At 70.2% G+C, this 13652-nt stretch carries 14 protein-coding genes; 10 read left to right on the forward strand and 4 right to left on the reverse strand.

From position 1 onward, the window contains the following. Positions 1-179: 179 nt before the first annotated feature. The gene (locus tag ACZ3H8_RS32445; RefSeq protein WP_467407887.1) at positions 180-1787 is read right to left on the reverse strand and encodes an MFS transporter; all 1608 of its coding nucleotides are present in this window, start codon (positions 1785-1787) and stop codon (positions 180-182) included. Positions 1788-1902: 115 nt separating this feature from the next. Here ACZ3H8_RS32445 and ACZ3H8_RS32450 point away from each other — a divergent pair, with 115 nt between their 5' ends. The 3 genes from ACZ3H8_RS32450 to ACZ3H8_RS32460 all read left to right on the forward strand — a co-directional run bounded on the left by ACZ3H8_RS32450 (position 1903) and on the right by ACZ3H8_RS32460 (position 4853). Next, a complete protein-coding gene (locus ACZ3H8_RS32450) occupies positions 1903-2610 on the forward strand; it encodes a TetR/AcrR family transcriptional regulator (RefSeq protein ID WP_467407889.1) in 708 nt (235 codons plus the stop codon). A gap of 87 nt (positions 2611-2697) precedes the next feature. After that, a complete protein-coding gene (locus ACZ3H8_RS32455; RefSeq protein WP_467407890.1) occupies positions 2698-3909 on the forward strand; it encodes an alpha/beta hydrolase in 1212 nt (403 codons plus the stop codon). Between the two features lie 74 nt (positions 3910-3983). Next, the gene (locus ACZ3H8_RS32460; RefSeq protein ID WP_467407892.1) at positions 3984-4853 is read left to right on the forward strand and encodes a DUF4429 domain-containing protein; all 870 of its coding nucleotides are present in this window, start codon (positions 3984-3986) and stop codon (positions 4851-4853) included. Positions 4854-5024: 171 nt separating this feature from the next. Here ACZ3H8_RS32460 and ACZ3H8_RS32465 read toward each other — a convergent pair whose 3' ends face one another. Next, positions 5025-6038 carry an aldo/keto reductase gene (locus ACZ3H8_RS32465; protein ID WP_467407893.1) on the reverse strand — a complete coding sequence of 338 codons (1014 nt, stop codon included), beginning with the start codon at positions 6036-6038 and terminating at the stop codon, positions 5025-5027. Positions 6039-6043: 5 nt separating this feature from the next. After that, positions 6044-6499 (reverse strand): MerR family transcriptional regulator, encoded by a 456-nt coding sequence (locus tag ACZ3H8_RS32470; RefSeq protein WP_307663714.1) that lies wholly within the window; start codon positions 6497-6499, stop codon positions 6044-6046. Positions 6500-6586: 87 nt separating this feature from the next. On the opposite strand from ACZ3H8_RS32470, the gene ACZ3H8_RS32475 reads away from it, so the two are divergent. Further along, entirely contained in the window at positions 6587-7048 is a 462-nt protein-coding gene (locus ACZ3H8_RS32475) for a GNAT family N-acetyltransferase (protein ID WP_467407895.1), read from the forward strand. 10 nt (positions 7049-7058) lie between these two features. Beyond that, positions 7059-7877, forward strand: a complete 819-nt coding sequence (locus ACZ3H8_RS32480; RefSeq protein ID WP_467407896.1) for a serine hydrolase domain-containing protein — start codon at positions 7059-7061, stop codon at positions 7875-7877. Between the two features lie 60 nt (positions 7878-7937). Here ACZ3H8_RS32480 and ACZ3H8_RS32485 read toward each other — a convergent pair whose 3' ends face one another. Beyond that, a complete protein-coding gene (locus ACZ3H8_RS32485) occupies positions 7938-8612 on the reverse strand; it encodes a pirin family protein (RefSeq protein ID WP_467407898.1) in 675 nt (224 codons plus the stop codon). Between the two features lie 93 nt (positions 8613-8705). On the opposite strand from ACZ3H8_RS32485, the gene ACZ3H8_RS32490 reads away from it, so the two are divergent. From ACZ3H8_RS32490 to fabF, 5 genes are all read left to right on the forward strand, one after another. Then, positions 8706-9890 (forward strand): PucR family transcriptional regulator, encoded by a 1185-nt coding sequence (locus tag ACZ3H8_RS32490; RefSeq protein WP_398988968.1) that lies wholly within the window; start codon positions 8706-8708, stop codon positions 9888-9890. 89 nt (positions 9891-9979) lie between these two features. After that, complete coding sequence (locus ACZ3H8_RS32495) at positions 9980-10891, forward strand: ACP S-malonyltransferase (protein ID WP_467407899.1); 912 nt, start codon at positions 9980-9982, stop codon at positions 10889-10891. Between the two features lie 17 nt (positions 10892-10908). Beyond that, positions 10909-11910 (forward strand): beta-ketoacyl-ACP synthase 3, encoded by a 1002-nt coding sequence (locus ACZ3H8_RS32500; RefSeq protein WP_467407901.1) that lies wholly within the window; start codon positions 10909-10911, stop codon positions 11908-11910. 54 nt (positions 11911-11964) lie between these two features. Next, a complete protein-coding gene (locus tag ACZ3H8_RS32505) occupies positions 11965-12213 on the forward strand; it encodes an acyl carrier protein (protein WP_078077492.1) in 249 nt (82 codons plus the stop codon). Between the two features lie 77 nt (positions 12214-12290). Next, the gene (gene fabF, locus ACZ3H8_RS32510; protein ID WP_467407903.1) at positions 12291-13553 is read left to right on the forward strand and encodes a beta-ketoacyl-ACP synthase II; all 1263 of its coding nucleotides are present in this window, start codon (positions 12291-12293) and stop codon (positions 13551-13553) included. Positions 13554-13652: the final 99 nt, after the last annotated feature.

Here is a 13652-nt window from a genome sequence, read left to right on the forward strand (position 1 = left end):
CCGAAAACACCACATCTACAAGCTCATTGACATCACGCACTCCATGTCAACGACGCCCCTTCACCCTGCGTTACCACCGAATGTGAGACAGGGCCGGATAGGTGACAGCCCCGCCGGGCGGGCCGGGCGGGGCTGTCGTACGCACGCGGTTGACGTCAGGCCGACGTCAGATGTGGCCGTCAGATGTGGGCCGCGCCCGCACCCTGATCGGCGTTCGCGCCGCGCTTGGTCAGCAGGGCGACGAACACCGCGACGGCCGCGACACCGGCGGCGACCAGGCAGGCCAGGCCCATGCCCGACATGAAGGTGTCGTGGGCGACGCCGACGATCTTCTCGGCGATGGCGGGCGGGGTCCCGGGCGCCACCGGCGGCACACCCACCTGAACGGCTTCCGACGCCTGGTCCAGCTGGGCGGGGGTGAGCGGCGGGAGCTTGGCATCGATCCAGTTGCCCGCGAGGTCGTTGTCGACCTTGGAGGCCATGACCGCGCCGAGCACCGCCGTACCGAGGCTGCCGCCGATCTGCATGGCGGCCTGCTGCAGACCGCCCGCAACGCCGGAGAACTCCATCGGGGCGTTGCCGACAATGACCTCGGTGGCGCCGACCATGACCGGAGCGAGGCCGAGGCCGAGCAGGGCGAACCAGACCGACATCGGCAGGCTGCCGGTGTCCGTGGACAGGGTCGACATGCCGAACATGGCGACCGCCGTGAGCACCATGCCGCCGGCCAGCGGGATGCGCGGGCCCGACTTGGTGATCAGCGCGCCCGCCAGCGGGGAGCCGACGATCATCATGCCGGTGAGCGGCAGCAGGTGCAGACCGCTGTCGACAGGGCTCATGCCGTGCACGTTCTGCAGATAGAAGGTGACGAAGAACAGGCCGCCCATGAAGGCGATGGCCATCAGCACCATCAGGACCGTGCCCGCCGCGAGCGGCACGGAGCGGAACAGCTTCAGCGGGATGAGCGGTTCCCTGACCTTCGTCTCCCAGAAGGCGAAGAGCGCGAAGCAGACGACGGATACGGCCATGAAGCCCCAGGTCCGGCCGTCGCCCCAGCCCCATGCCGGGGCCTTGATCAGCGCCCAGACCAGGCAGAACATGGCCCCCGACAGCAGCGCGATGCCGAGGATGTCGAAGGACTTCGGCGCGTTCTTCGCGCGGTGGTCCTTGAGGATCAGCGCGCCGAGCGCGACCGCGAGGATGCCGACCGGGACGTTGATGAAGAAGACCGACTGCCAGCTGACGTGCTGGACGAGCAGGCCGCCGAGGATCGGGCCGCCGGCGGTGGACGCGCCGATCACCATGCCCCAGATGCCGATCGCCATGTTCAGCTTCTCGGCGGGGAAGGTGGCGCGCAGCAGGCCGAGCGCGGCGGGCATCAGCAGCGCGCCGAACAGGCCCTGGAGCACACGGAAGGTGACCACCAGGGCGATGCTGTCGGACAGCCCGATGGCCCCCGACGCGGCAGCGAATCCGACGACACCGATGAGGAACGTCTGCCGGTGGCCGAAGCGGTCACCGAGCTTGCCGGCGGTGATCAGGGTCACGGCGAGGGCGAGGAAGTAGCCGTTGGTGATCCACTGGACGTCGGCGAACGTGGCACCGAGGTCCTTCTGGATCACCGGGTTGGCGATCGCGACGATGGTGCCGTCCAGCGCGACCATCATCACGCCGATGGCCACGGCGAAGAGCGTCAGCCAGGGGTGGCCGCGCAGCCCCTTGACCGGTGCCGGGGCGGCGTCCTGGGGATCCTTCTGCGCCTTTTCGACGGTGGTCTGACTAGTCATGTCCGGAGGCTAATGTCAGCCACTGACAGTTGACAAACCAATTCACAAGTCGGTAACTGTCACATAGCTCACAGGTAGGCTGAGCCGGCCGAAGTGTCGAGAAGAGGACCATGAAGTGACGGTCGAGCCGACAGGGCTGCGGGAGCGCAAGAAGCAGCGGACCCGTGACGCGCTGGTGCGCGCCGCGCTGGAGCTCTTCACGACCAAGGGGTACGAGCAGACGACCGTCGACGAGATCGCGGACGCGGTCGAGGTCTCCCAGCGCACGTTCTTCCGGTACTTCGCCAACAAGGAGGAGGCTGCGTTCGCCGTCCAGCAGCTCGCCGAGTCCCACTTCATCGCGGCGGTGCGCGAACGGCCCGCGCAGGAGGGGCCGTTCGAGGCACTGCGGAACGCGGTGCTGGGGGCGTGGGACACGATCGGCGAGGCGATCGAGGCGATCATCCCCCTCGATCTGCATATGCGCAGCTACCAGCTGATCGAGTCGACGCCCGTGCTGCTCGCCGTCCATCTGCGGCGCTCCACGGAGGTCGAGGAGGAGATCGCCCGCCTGATCGCGGACCGCGAGGGCCTGGACGTGAACGTGGACCCGAGGCCACGGGTCGCGGTGGCGGCGTTCAGCGGGGTGATGCGTGTGACGGGCCGGCTGTGGAGCCAGGGCGAGGACGCGAGCATGGAGGCGCTCAGGAGCCTGACGGAGACGTACCTGGACCACCTGGGCCCGGCGCTGGCGGAGAACTGGGGGGCGCGGGGCACCCGTTCGGGCAACACGTACCGGCCGCGGTCCGCGCCGGAGCGTACGCCTCGCGCGCACGGAATGTGACGAGCTTTCCCTCAATCCCCCCGGGAACACGTGATCTGTCTCACGGTCTTCGCGAGCGCCCTCACGCGTCTCCTAGGGTGTCCCGCAGTGACTTCCTTCGACTCCTCCCCCACCTTGACCGCTTGGCGCGCCCTCCTCGCCCTCGCGGTCGTGTTCATCATGCTGGCGACCACCGGCTGGACCGCCGTACGACATCAGGGCGGTCCCCGTAACGCTCTCGAGGCCGAACTGGCCGACTGGACCAAGGGCCGGATAGGAGCACGGGCGCTGCCCGGGGCCGACTCGGCGCCGCATCGGCTGGCCGCCTTCTTCGGCTCGCTCGGCAGTGCCCAGCGGGCGCGGCTCGCCGACCAGTACCCGCTCGTCGTCGGCAATCTCAACGGCGCGCCGGTCACCCTGCGCTACCGCGCCAACCGCAAGGCGCTCGCGCACTCGCTCGAGCTCGAGCGCAAGCGCGTGAACGACCCCAACCTCACCGCGGACGGCCAGCGCGAGGCCGTCCGTCGTATGCACCGCTTCCAGGCGCTGATGAGCGCCGACCGGCAGATCCTCGCCTTCGACCCGTCCGGGCCCGGCAAGGTCGCCGAGGTGCTCGGCGACCTCGACCGCGCCGAGCGCGTCTCGGTGATCGTCCCAGGCGTCGACACCAATCTGCTCACCTTCCAGAAGACGACCCGCAAGTACACCGCGCCGGTCGGCATGGCGCAGTCGCTGTACGCGGCCCAGCGGGCCGCATCCCCTCGTACGCGTACCGCCGTAATCGCCTGGGCCGACTACACCGCGCCCGTCGGCGTCGGCATGGACTCGGCCATCGGCCGCCTCGCCGCGAGCGGCGCGATCCGGCTGACCGCGCTTGCGAACGCACTGCCCGGCGACTCCAGGGTCGCGCTGTTCTGCCACAGTTACGGCTCCGTCGTCTGCGGGGTCGCTGCCCGCGAACTGCCCGCCCGGGTGGACGACATAGCGGTGGCCGGCAGCCCCGGCATGCGCGCCCAGAACGTCGCCGGACTGCACTCACACACCCGGGTCTGGGCGATGCGGGACAGCGACGACTGGATCCAGGGAGTACCGCATCTCGAAGTCGGCGGCCTCGGGCACGGCGAGGACCCGGTGACACCGGCGTTCGGCGCCCGGGTGCTGTCCGCGGCCGGCGCGGTCGGCCACGCAGGCTATTTCGAGCCGGGTACGGAGAGCGTCAGCAACTTCGCGGAGATAGGCGTCGGTTCGTACGGCAGCGTGAGCTGCGCGAGCGAAGATGACACATGCCGCAGTGGTATTTACGGCAACGAGGCGGCCTGACGCGCGTAGAGCGTCGCGGATCGGGCCTCGCACCGATGCAGACGCGCGGGCGCACGCCGCCTACGATGAGGCGTATGGGTGATGTGCTGGCCGGAATTCAAGCCACCTGGGAGTTCGAGACCGACTCCGTGCTCATCCGCTTCGAACGGGGGCTCCGCACGCCGAAGCTGTTCCAGACGCTTCGCGAACGCCGTATCCCCCACGAGGCGTTGGCGTCGGTGACACTCTCCCCGGGCAAGCGCGGCACGGTGGTGCTGCACGCTGTGCCCAGACCCGGCGCGGATCCGCTGATGGAGGCCGCGGCCGGGCAGCTGAAGGAGGGCTGCGACCCGTACCGTCTTGTGCTGCCCGCGGAGCGGGAGACGCTCGCCGAGTACTACGCCGACGAACTGCGGGGCCTGCTCCCCGCGGACGCGGACAAACCCGCCGAGCGGTACGCCGTGGCCGCGCCCGAGGCGCCGCTGGGCTTCAAGGCGTACGACGGAAAGGCCTCCTTCGACGGCTCGCACGTCGCATTCCGCTGGTCCTGGACGGGCGCGTCGTCCGCCAAGTGGAAGGCGGGCGACCAGAGTTACCCGGTCGGGGAGCTGAGCGGGGTCGAGTGGCGCTCGCCGGAGGCGTTCGACGGGTATCTGCGGCTGCTGCTGCGCGGCGACGAACCCGGCGACGAGGGGGCCAGGCCCGCGCAGGTGGACCAGGACCCGGCCGCGGTGCTGTTCGGGCTGAGGTACGGGCCGGTACACGAGTCGCTGCCGTTCGCGGCCGCGGTGCTCGAATCCGTACGGAATACCGGCTCGGCGCCTGTACCGGCGCTGCGGGCGGGCCGGAGAGACCCGGCAGATATCGCGGAGCGGATACGGCACCTCGGGGAGCTGCACCAGGCGGGTCTGGTGACGGACGAGGAGTTCAGCACGAAGAAGGCGGAGCTGCTCGCGCAGCTGTGAGGGCCACCGGGGGCGGGCCGGCGGGGCGTTGCCCGCCTTCGCGGGGCCCGTCCCCGGTGTCACCAGCCTTCATCGCGCCCGGCCCGCCCTCGATGTCACCGCCTTCTTCGCGCCCGGCCCGCCCCCGGTGTCACCGCCTTCTTCGCGCCCGGCCCGCCCCCGGCGTACGGGCTACTCGCGGGCCGCCGAGGTCGACGACATGTCCGGGTACCTGTCCCCCGCCACCAGCCCGGCGATCGGCTCCAGCACCGCCAGCTCGTCGGCGGTCAGCGTCAGCCGGGTCGCGCCGATGTTCTCGAGGAGCCGGCTGGTCTTGCGGGTGCCGGGGATCGGGGCCACGGCGAGCGAGTGCGCATCCGCCCGCTGGTGCACCCAGGCGAGGGCGACCTGCGCGGCCGTCGCCCCGTGCGCCGCCGCGATCTTGTGGACCGGTTCCAGCAGCGCCGCGTTCGTCTTGGCGTTGTCGCCGGTGAAGCGCGGCTGGTACTGCCGGAAGTCGTCCTGAGACAGGTCCTTGCCGGCGTCCGTGAACGCGCCGGTCAGAAAGCCCCGGCCGAGCGGCGAGTACGGCACGAAGGCGACACCGAGCTCCGCCGCCGCGCCCACCGCGCTGCGTTCCACGTCCCGGCTGAACAGCGACCACTCCGACTGCAGCGCGGCGATGGGGTGCACGGCGTGCGCCTCGCGCAGTTCCGCGCCGGTGACCTCGCTCAGCCCGAGGTGCCTGACCTTGCCCTGCTCGACCAGTTCGGCCATCGCGCCGACGGACTCGGCGAACGGCACGACCGGGTCGCGTCGATGCATGTAGTAGACGTCGATGACGTCGGTCTTCAGGCGCCGCAGGCTGTCCTCGACGGCCTGCCGGATGTACGCGCCGTCGTTGCGGACACCCCGGTAGTGCGGGTCGTCGGTCCGCTCTATGGCGAACTTCGTCGCCAGCGTGATCTCGTCGCGGTGCGCTCCGACGAACGGCGCGAGGAACTCCTCGTTCGCCCCGCGTCCGTACACGTCCGCGGTGTCGAAGAGCGTGACGCCCGCCTCCAGCGCCGCCTCCAAGGTGTCCCGGGCGGCAGCCAGGTCGGTCTCTCCGTAGAACTCGCTCATTCCCATGCAGCCAAGGCCCTGCACGCCGACCAGGGGTCCGCCGCTCCCGAGCCGCACCTGTGCGATCTTGCTGTTGCTCATCAGATTCAGAGCCTCTCCGACGCCCGCCGGGCGTCCGCGTAAAAGCCGATCTTGTGGTCCAGCACGGCGAGCGTGTCCTGGAGCTCCGCGATACGCGACCGGACGTCGCGCCGCGTCTGCTCCAGCAGCTCCTGCCGTGCCTCGAAGGTGTGCTCGCCCTCCCGCACCAGCTCGGCGTAGCGGACCATGTCCGCGACCGGCATCCCGGTCAGCCGCAGCTTGCCGACAAAGGCGAGCCAGTCCAGGTCGCGGTTGGTGAAGCGCCGCTGTCCGGTGTGCGACCTGTCGACGTGCGGCATCAGCCCGATCCGCTCGTACCAGCGCAGGGTGTGCGCGGTGAGGCCGGTGAAGGCGACGACCTCGCTGATCGTGTAGCGGTCCTGCCCCTCGGGCCGGGGATGCGCACGGGGCGCAGAGGCGCAGATGTCCGTCCGGTCCGGCTTGGTCTCGATCAGCGTCATGCCTTCAACGCTAGATCCCTGGAGTGCACTCCAAGCAAGCAGAAACCGATGGCAGTTTTCGTGCGCCCCCGATTAGCCTCCGGTCGCATGAGCCTCGCCCGCCGCGCCACCCCACAGGACGCCGAAGAGCTGGTCCGCCTCCGCAAGGTCATGCAGGACTCGCATCTCGGGCCGAATCCCGACGTCAGCTGGCAGCCCGCCGCCGTCGACACCCTGCGCAAGAAGCTCGCCGACCCGGCCGGTGACCTGACGGCGTTCGTCGTCGAGCGCCCCTGCGGCCTGGCGGCGTGCGCGGTCGGCACGATCGAATACCGGCTCGGCGGTCCGGGCAATCCGCACGGCATGTCCGGCTATGTGTTCAGCGTGGCCACCGACCCGGACCTGCGGCGCCGCGGCTACTCCCGCGCCTGCATGGAGGAGCTGCTGGCCTGGTTCCGCGAGCGCGGCGTACGCAAGATCGACCTGCGCGCCTCCTCCGACGGGGAGCCGCTGTACGCGTCGCTCGGCTTCGTCCGCACCCCCGATCCCGCGATGAGACTGACCCTTTAGGCTCGTACACATGCAGAGCCTGGCGATGATCGAGAACTGGCCGGTACCGACCGCGGCGGCCGCCGTCGTACGAGCGGACGGCACGGTCGCCGGTTCGTACGGCCCCACCTCGCACCGCTTCCCGCTCGCCTCCGTCACCAAGCCGCTCGCGGCCTACGCGGCCCTCGTGGCGTACGAGGAGGGGGCGGTCGAACTCGACGAACCGGCGGGCCCCGAGGGCTCGACGGTCCGTCATCTGCTCGCCCACACCTCGGGCCTGGCCTTCGACGAGCACCGCGTGACGGCCCCGCCCGGCACCCGTCGGCTGTACTCCAACGCGGGTTTCGAGGTGCTCGCCGACCACATCGCCAAGGCGACGGAGATCCCGTTCGCGGAGTATCTGCACCAGGCGGTGCTCGAGCCGCTGGGGATGACGGCGACCACCCTGGACGGCTCGCCGGCGAAGGACGGCGTCTCGACGGTCGACGACCTGGTGCGCTTCGCCGCGGAGGTGCAGGCACCGCGTCTCCTTGACGCCCGCACGGTGCTGGAGGCGATGACGGTCGTGCACCCCGGCCTGTCCGGGATCCTCCCCGGCTACGGGCACCAGAAGCCCAACGACTGGGGACTCGGCTTCGAGATCCGGGACGCCAAGTCCCCGCACTGGACGGGCAGTTCGTCCTCACCGCGCACCTTCGGGCACTTCGGCCAGTCGGGCACGTTCCTGTGGATCGACCCGGACGCGCGGGCCGCGTGCGTGGCGCTCACAGACCGGGCGTTCGGACCGTGGTCGGTCGAGGCCTGGCCGCCGTTCACCGATGCGGTGCTCGCCGAGCTGCGCCGAGGGTGAACCGGGGCTCCGCCCCGGACCCTCCCCCTACGCCCTGCGGGCGTGGGGGACCCCCACGCCTCAAACGCCGGCGGGGCTCGCCTCGTTCAGCTCCCAGAGCAGGACCTCGGCAGCCTCCGCCGCAGCCAGCACCAAACCGTCCGCGTCCGTGATACGCGCCGCGTCACCCGGCCCCAACTCCGTGTCCCCCAGCCGCACTTCGCCCCGCACCACATGGACGTACACAGCCGCCGCGTCCGGGACCGCCGTGCGTTCGCCCGGGGCGAGGCGGCGGACATGGAGCATCGCGCCCGCCTCCGGCAGCGCGTACGGCGTCGAGTCCGCGATGCCGTGCACGATCTCATACGAAGCGTCGCCGCCCGGTGACAGTGGCGCGAGCCACATCTGTACGAAGACCAGCGGGGCGTCCCCGTCGTTGCGCTCCACATGCCGCACCCCGCCCGCCGAGCTGAGCCGCTGGACGTCCCCGGGCCCGACCACCGTCGCGTGGCCCGCCGAGTCGCGGTGGGTGAGCTCGCCCTCGACGACCCAGGTGACGATCTCGGTGTGGCTGTGCGGATGCTCGTCGAAGCCCGCGCCCGGCTCGAGACGTTCCTCGTTGCAGGCGAGGATCGCGCCGAAGCGGAGGTTGTCGGGGTCGTAATGGCGCCCGAAGGAGAAGGCGTGCAGGGACTCGATGCCCGAGGCGGGGTCGCCGCCGCGGAAGCGGTCGGCGGAGCGCCGTACGTCAATCACGGGTCCACCGTAGACCCGCGCGGCGTCTGCCAGGGAGCGAAGAAGCAGGCCCCGCCACTCCGTGCACCCGTCCCGATAAGGCAGTCTTGTCCCGTGCCCGAACCTGCAGCGAACGTCCCCCACCCACATCCCGCGACCCTGCGCCGCCTGGAGCAGTCCTCCGGCCGGCTTGCCGCGAACGCCATCGCACGCATGGACGAGACGCTGCCGTGGTACCGGGCGATGCCCCCGGAGAACCGGTCGTGGATCGGTCTGGTCGCCCAGGCCGGCATCGCCGCGTTCACCGAGTGGTTCCGGCATCCGGAGACCCCGCAGGCAATCTCGACCGATGTCTTCGGTACGGCGCCGCGCGAGCTGACCCGGGCGATCACCCTGCGCCAGACCGTCGAGATGGTGCGCACCACCATCGAGGTCATGGAGTCGGCGATCGAGGAAGTTGCCGCCCCCGGCGACGAGTCCGTGCTGCGCGAGGCCCTCCTCGTCTACGCGCGCGAGATCGCCTTCGCGACCGCACAGGTGTACGCGCAGGCTGCCGAGGCACGCGGCGCCTGGGACGCCCGCCTGGAATCGCTTGTCGTGAACGCCGTACTGTCCGGCGAGGCCGACGAGGGCGCGGTCTCCCGCGCCGCCGCGCTCGGCTGGAACTCGCCGGAGCATGTCTGCGTCATCCTCGGCACCGCGCCCGACGGGGACAGCGAGCTGACCGTCGAGGCGATCCGCCGGGCCGCCCGGCACGCCAAGCTGCAGGTCCTCACCGGAGTCCTCGGCGACCGGCTCGTCGTCATCGCGGGCGGCAGCGACAACCCGCTGCACGTCGCCAAGGGGCTGATCGGGCCTTATGCGGCCGGACCCGTGGTCGCGGGCCCCGTCGTCCCCGACCTGCTCGCCGCGACCAGGTCCGCGCAGGCCGCGGCCGCCGGGCTCAAGGCATGCTCGGCCTGGCAGGACGCGCCCCGCCCGGTCCTGGCGGACGATCTGCTGCCGGAGCGCGCGATCGCGTCAGACCCTGCCGCGCGTGAGCAATTGGTGGAGGAGATCTACAGACCGCTGGAAGAAGCGGGGTCTGCGCTACTGGAAACACTGAGCGTCTATCTGGAGCAGGCGAGCAGTCTCGAGGGCGCCGCCCGGATGCTCTTCGTCCACCCCAACACCGTGCGCTACCGGCTGCGACGTGTGACCGACGTCACCGGCTGGTCACCCTCCGATGTGCGCTCCGCGTTCACTCTGCGAATCGCGCTGATCCTGGGGCGTCTGGCCGACGGGGATTCGCAGTCCTAGACTTTTGTCGAAGACTAACAATTCCCCTGACGGTTCTTGGTCCCTGTCCCCACGGGCGGTTTGAGCCGTCCACAAGAGAGAGTGTGAGGGTGCTCGTACTCGTCGCTCCCGGCCAAGGCGCTCAGACGCCCGGCTTCCTTACTCCCTGGCTCGACCTTCCCGGCGCCGCCGACCGCATCGCGGCCTGGTCGGACGCCATCGGGCTCGACCTTGCCCACTACGGCACGAAGGCCGACGCGGACGAGATCCGCGACACCGCCGTGGCACAGCCGCTCCTGGTTGCCGCCGGCCTGCTGTCGGCCGACGCGCTGGGTGCTGTGCGGCCCGGCGCCGTCGCGGGCCACAGCGTCGGCGAGATCACCGCGGCCGTGTTCGCGAATGTCATCGAAGACGCCGCCGCACTCGGTTTCGTACGGACGCGCGGACTGGCGATGGCCGAGGCCGCGGCGGTCACCGAGACCGGCATGGCGGCCGTCCTCGGCGGCGACCCCGAGCAGGTCGTCGCCCATCTCGAAAAGCTCGGTCTGACCCCGGCGAATGTGAACGGCGCCGGTCAGATCGTCGCCGCCGGCACCGCCGAGCAACTCGCCGCGCTGGCCGAGGACAAGCCGGAGAAGGCGCGCGTGATCGCTCTGAAGGTGGCCGGTGCGTTCCACACGCACCACATGGCGCCCGCGATCGCGACCCTCCAGGAAGCCGCCGCGGACCTCACGGTCTCCGACCCGGTCCTGCCGTACGTCTCGAACAAGGACGGCCGCACGGTCTCCACCGGCGACGAGGTCATCGCCCGGCTGGTCGGCCAGGTCGCCAACCCGGTCCGCTGGGACCTGTGCATGGAGACCTTCAAGGAGCAGGGCGTCACCGGTCTGATCGAGGTCTGCCCCGGCGGCACGCTCACCGGCCTCGCCAAGCGCGCCCTGCCGGGCGTGCAGACACTCGCGCTCAAGACCCCCGACGACCTCGACGCGGCCCGCACGCTCGTCGCCGAGCACTCTTCCTGACAAGGAGCCGTAAGAGCATGTCGAAGATCAAGCCCAGCCAGGGCGCCCCGTACGCACGCATCATGGGTGTCGGCGGCTACCGCCCGACCCGGATCGTGCCCAACGAGGTGATCCTCGAGACCATCGACTCCTCCGACGAGTGGATCCGCTCCCGCTCGGGCATCGCCACCCGCCACTGGGCCTCCCCCGAGGAGACCGTGAGCGCGATGTCCGTCGAGGCGGCCGGCAAGGCGATCGCCGACGCCGGGATCAGCCCGCAGCAGATCGGCGGCGTGATCGTCTCCACCGTCTCGCACTTCAAGCAGACCCCGGCCATCGCCACCGAGATCGCGGACAAGATCGGCGCGATCAAGCCGGCCGCGTTCGACATCTCCGCGGGCTGCGCGGGCTTCGGCTACGGACTGACCCTCGCCAAGGGCATGGTCGTCGAGGGCTCCGCCGAGTACGTGCTCGTCATCGGCGTCGAGCGGCTGAGCGATCTGACCGACCTGGAGGACCGCGCGACGGCCTTCCTGTTCGGCGACGGCGCGGGCGCGGTCGTCGTGGGCCCCGCCAAGGAGCCGCAGATCGGCCCGACCGTGTGGGGTTCCGAGGGTGACAAGTCCGACACCATCAAGCAGACCGTGCCGTGGGACGACTACCGCGAGGGCAAGGTCGAGAAGTTTCCGGCGATCACGCAGGAGGGCCAGGCGGTCTTCCGCTGGGCCGTGTTCGAGATGGCGAAGGTCGCACAGCAGGCGCTGGACGCGGCCGGAATCAGCGCGGACGACCTGGACGTCTTCATTCCGCACCAGGCCAATATGCGGATCATCGATTCGATGGTGAAGACTCTGAAGCTGCCGGAGCACGTCACGGTCGCCCGTGACGTGGAGACTACCGGCAACACTTCGGCCGCCTCGATCCCGCTCGCGATGGAGCGGCTCTTGGCGACCGGACAGGCGAAGAGCGGTGACACCGCGCTCGTCATCGGCTTCGGGGCGGGTCTCGTCTACGCCGCGACGGTCGTTACCCTCCCCTAAGCAACCGGATCTTCCGGACGCCACACCCTCTGATACAAACCGAAGGAGCGCCACATGGCCGCCACTCAGGAAGAGATCGTCACCGGTCTCGCGGAGATCGTCAACGAGATCGCCGGCATCCCGGTCGAGGACGTCCAGCTGGACAAGTCCTTCACCGACGACCTGGACGTCGACTCGCTGTCCATGGTCGAGGTCGTCGTCGCCGCCGAAGAGCGCTTCGACGTCAAGATCCCGGACGACGACGTCAAGAACCTGAAGACCGTCGGCGACGCCGCGGACTACATCGCGAAGCACCAGGCCTGAGCCTGAATGCGTTTGTCGCCACCTGATGGTGGCGCCGTGACAATTCAGCACCCCCTACACGTGGAGAAAGAATTCCTGTGAGCTCGACCAATCGCACCGTGGTCGTCACCGGTATCGGCGCAACCACACCGTTGGGTGGCGACAGCGCATCGACCTGGGAGGGTCTGCTCGCCGGGCGTTCCGGAGTGAAGCCCCTCGACAGCGAGCGCTTCGCCGACCTCCCGGTCCGGATCGCCGCGCCCGCGGCGGTCGACCCGGGCGAGGTCCTGCCACGCCCGCTGGCCCGCAAGCTGGACCGCTCGGCGCAGTTCGCGCTGATCGCCGCGCGCGAGGCCTGGGCCGACGCCGGCTTCACCGCTCCCGCGGGCGAGGACGAGAAGGTCCTGCCCGAGCGTCTGGGCACGGTCATCGCCTCCGGCATCGGTGGCGTAACGACTCTGCTCGACCAGTACGACGTGCTCAAGGAGAAGGGCGTACGCCGCGTCTCCCCGCACACCGTTCCGATGCTGATGCCGAACGGACCGTCCGCCAACGTCGGCCTTGAGGTGAACGCCCAGGCGGGCGTGCACACTCCGGTCTCCGCGTGCGCGTCCGGCGCCGAGGCCATCGGTTACGCCGTCGAGATGATCCGCACCGGCCGTGCCGATGTGGTCGTCGCGGGCGGCACCGAGGCGGCGATCCACCCGCTGCCCGTCGCGGCGTTCGCCAACATGATGGCGATGTCCAAGAACAACGACGAGCCCGAGAAGGCTTCTCGCCCGTACGACAAGGCCCGTGACGGCTTTGTGCTCGGCGAGGGCGCGGGCGTCGTCATCCTCGAGTCGGCCGAGCACGCCGCGCGGCGCGGCGCGAAGGTCTACTGCGAGGTGCTGGGCCAGGGCCTGTCCGCGGACAGCCACCACATCGCGCAGCCAGAGCCGAGCGGCCGCGGCATCGCGTCAGCACTGCAGAACCTGCTCGACTCGACGGACCTCAAGCCGTCCGAAGTGGTGCACCTCAACGCGCACGCGACGTCCACCCCACAGGGCGACATCGCCGAGATCAAGGCCCTGCGCAAGGTCCTGGGCGACGAGCTCGACCATGTCGCGGTCTCCGCCACGAAGTCGATGACGGGCCATCTGCTGGGCGGCGCGGGCGGCATCGAGACGGTCGCGACGGTGCTTGCGCTGTACCACCGCACGGCCCCGCCGACCATCAACGTCGACGAGCTCGACGATGAGGTCGACGCGGACGTCGTGCGCGACGAGCCCCGCAAGCTCCCTCAGGGCACGATCGCGGCGATCAACAACTCGTTCGGCTTCGGCGGCCACAACGTGGTCCTGGCGTTCCGGACAGTCTGAGTCTCCGGCTGATCTCCGGCTGACTCCGGCTGAGCTTCTGTTCGTGCACGAAAGGGCCCCCACCGCTCGGTGGGGGCCCTTTCGCGTGTGTCCTCTCGC

The organism is Streptomyces sp. NPDC002868, from assembly GCF_055563295.1.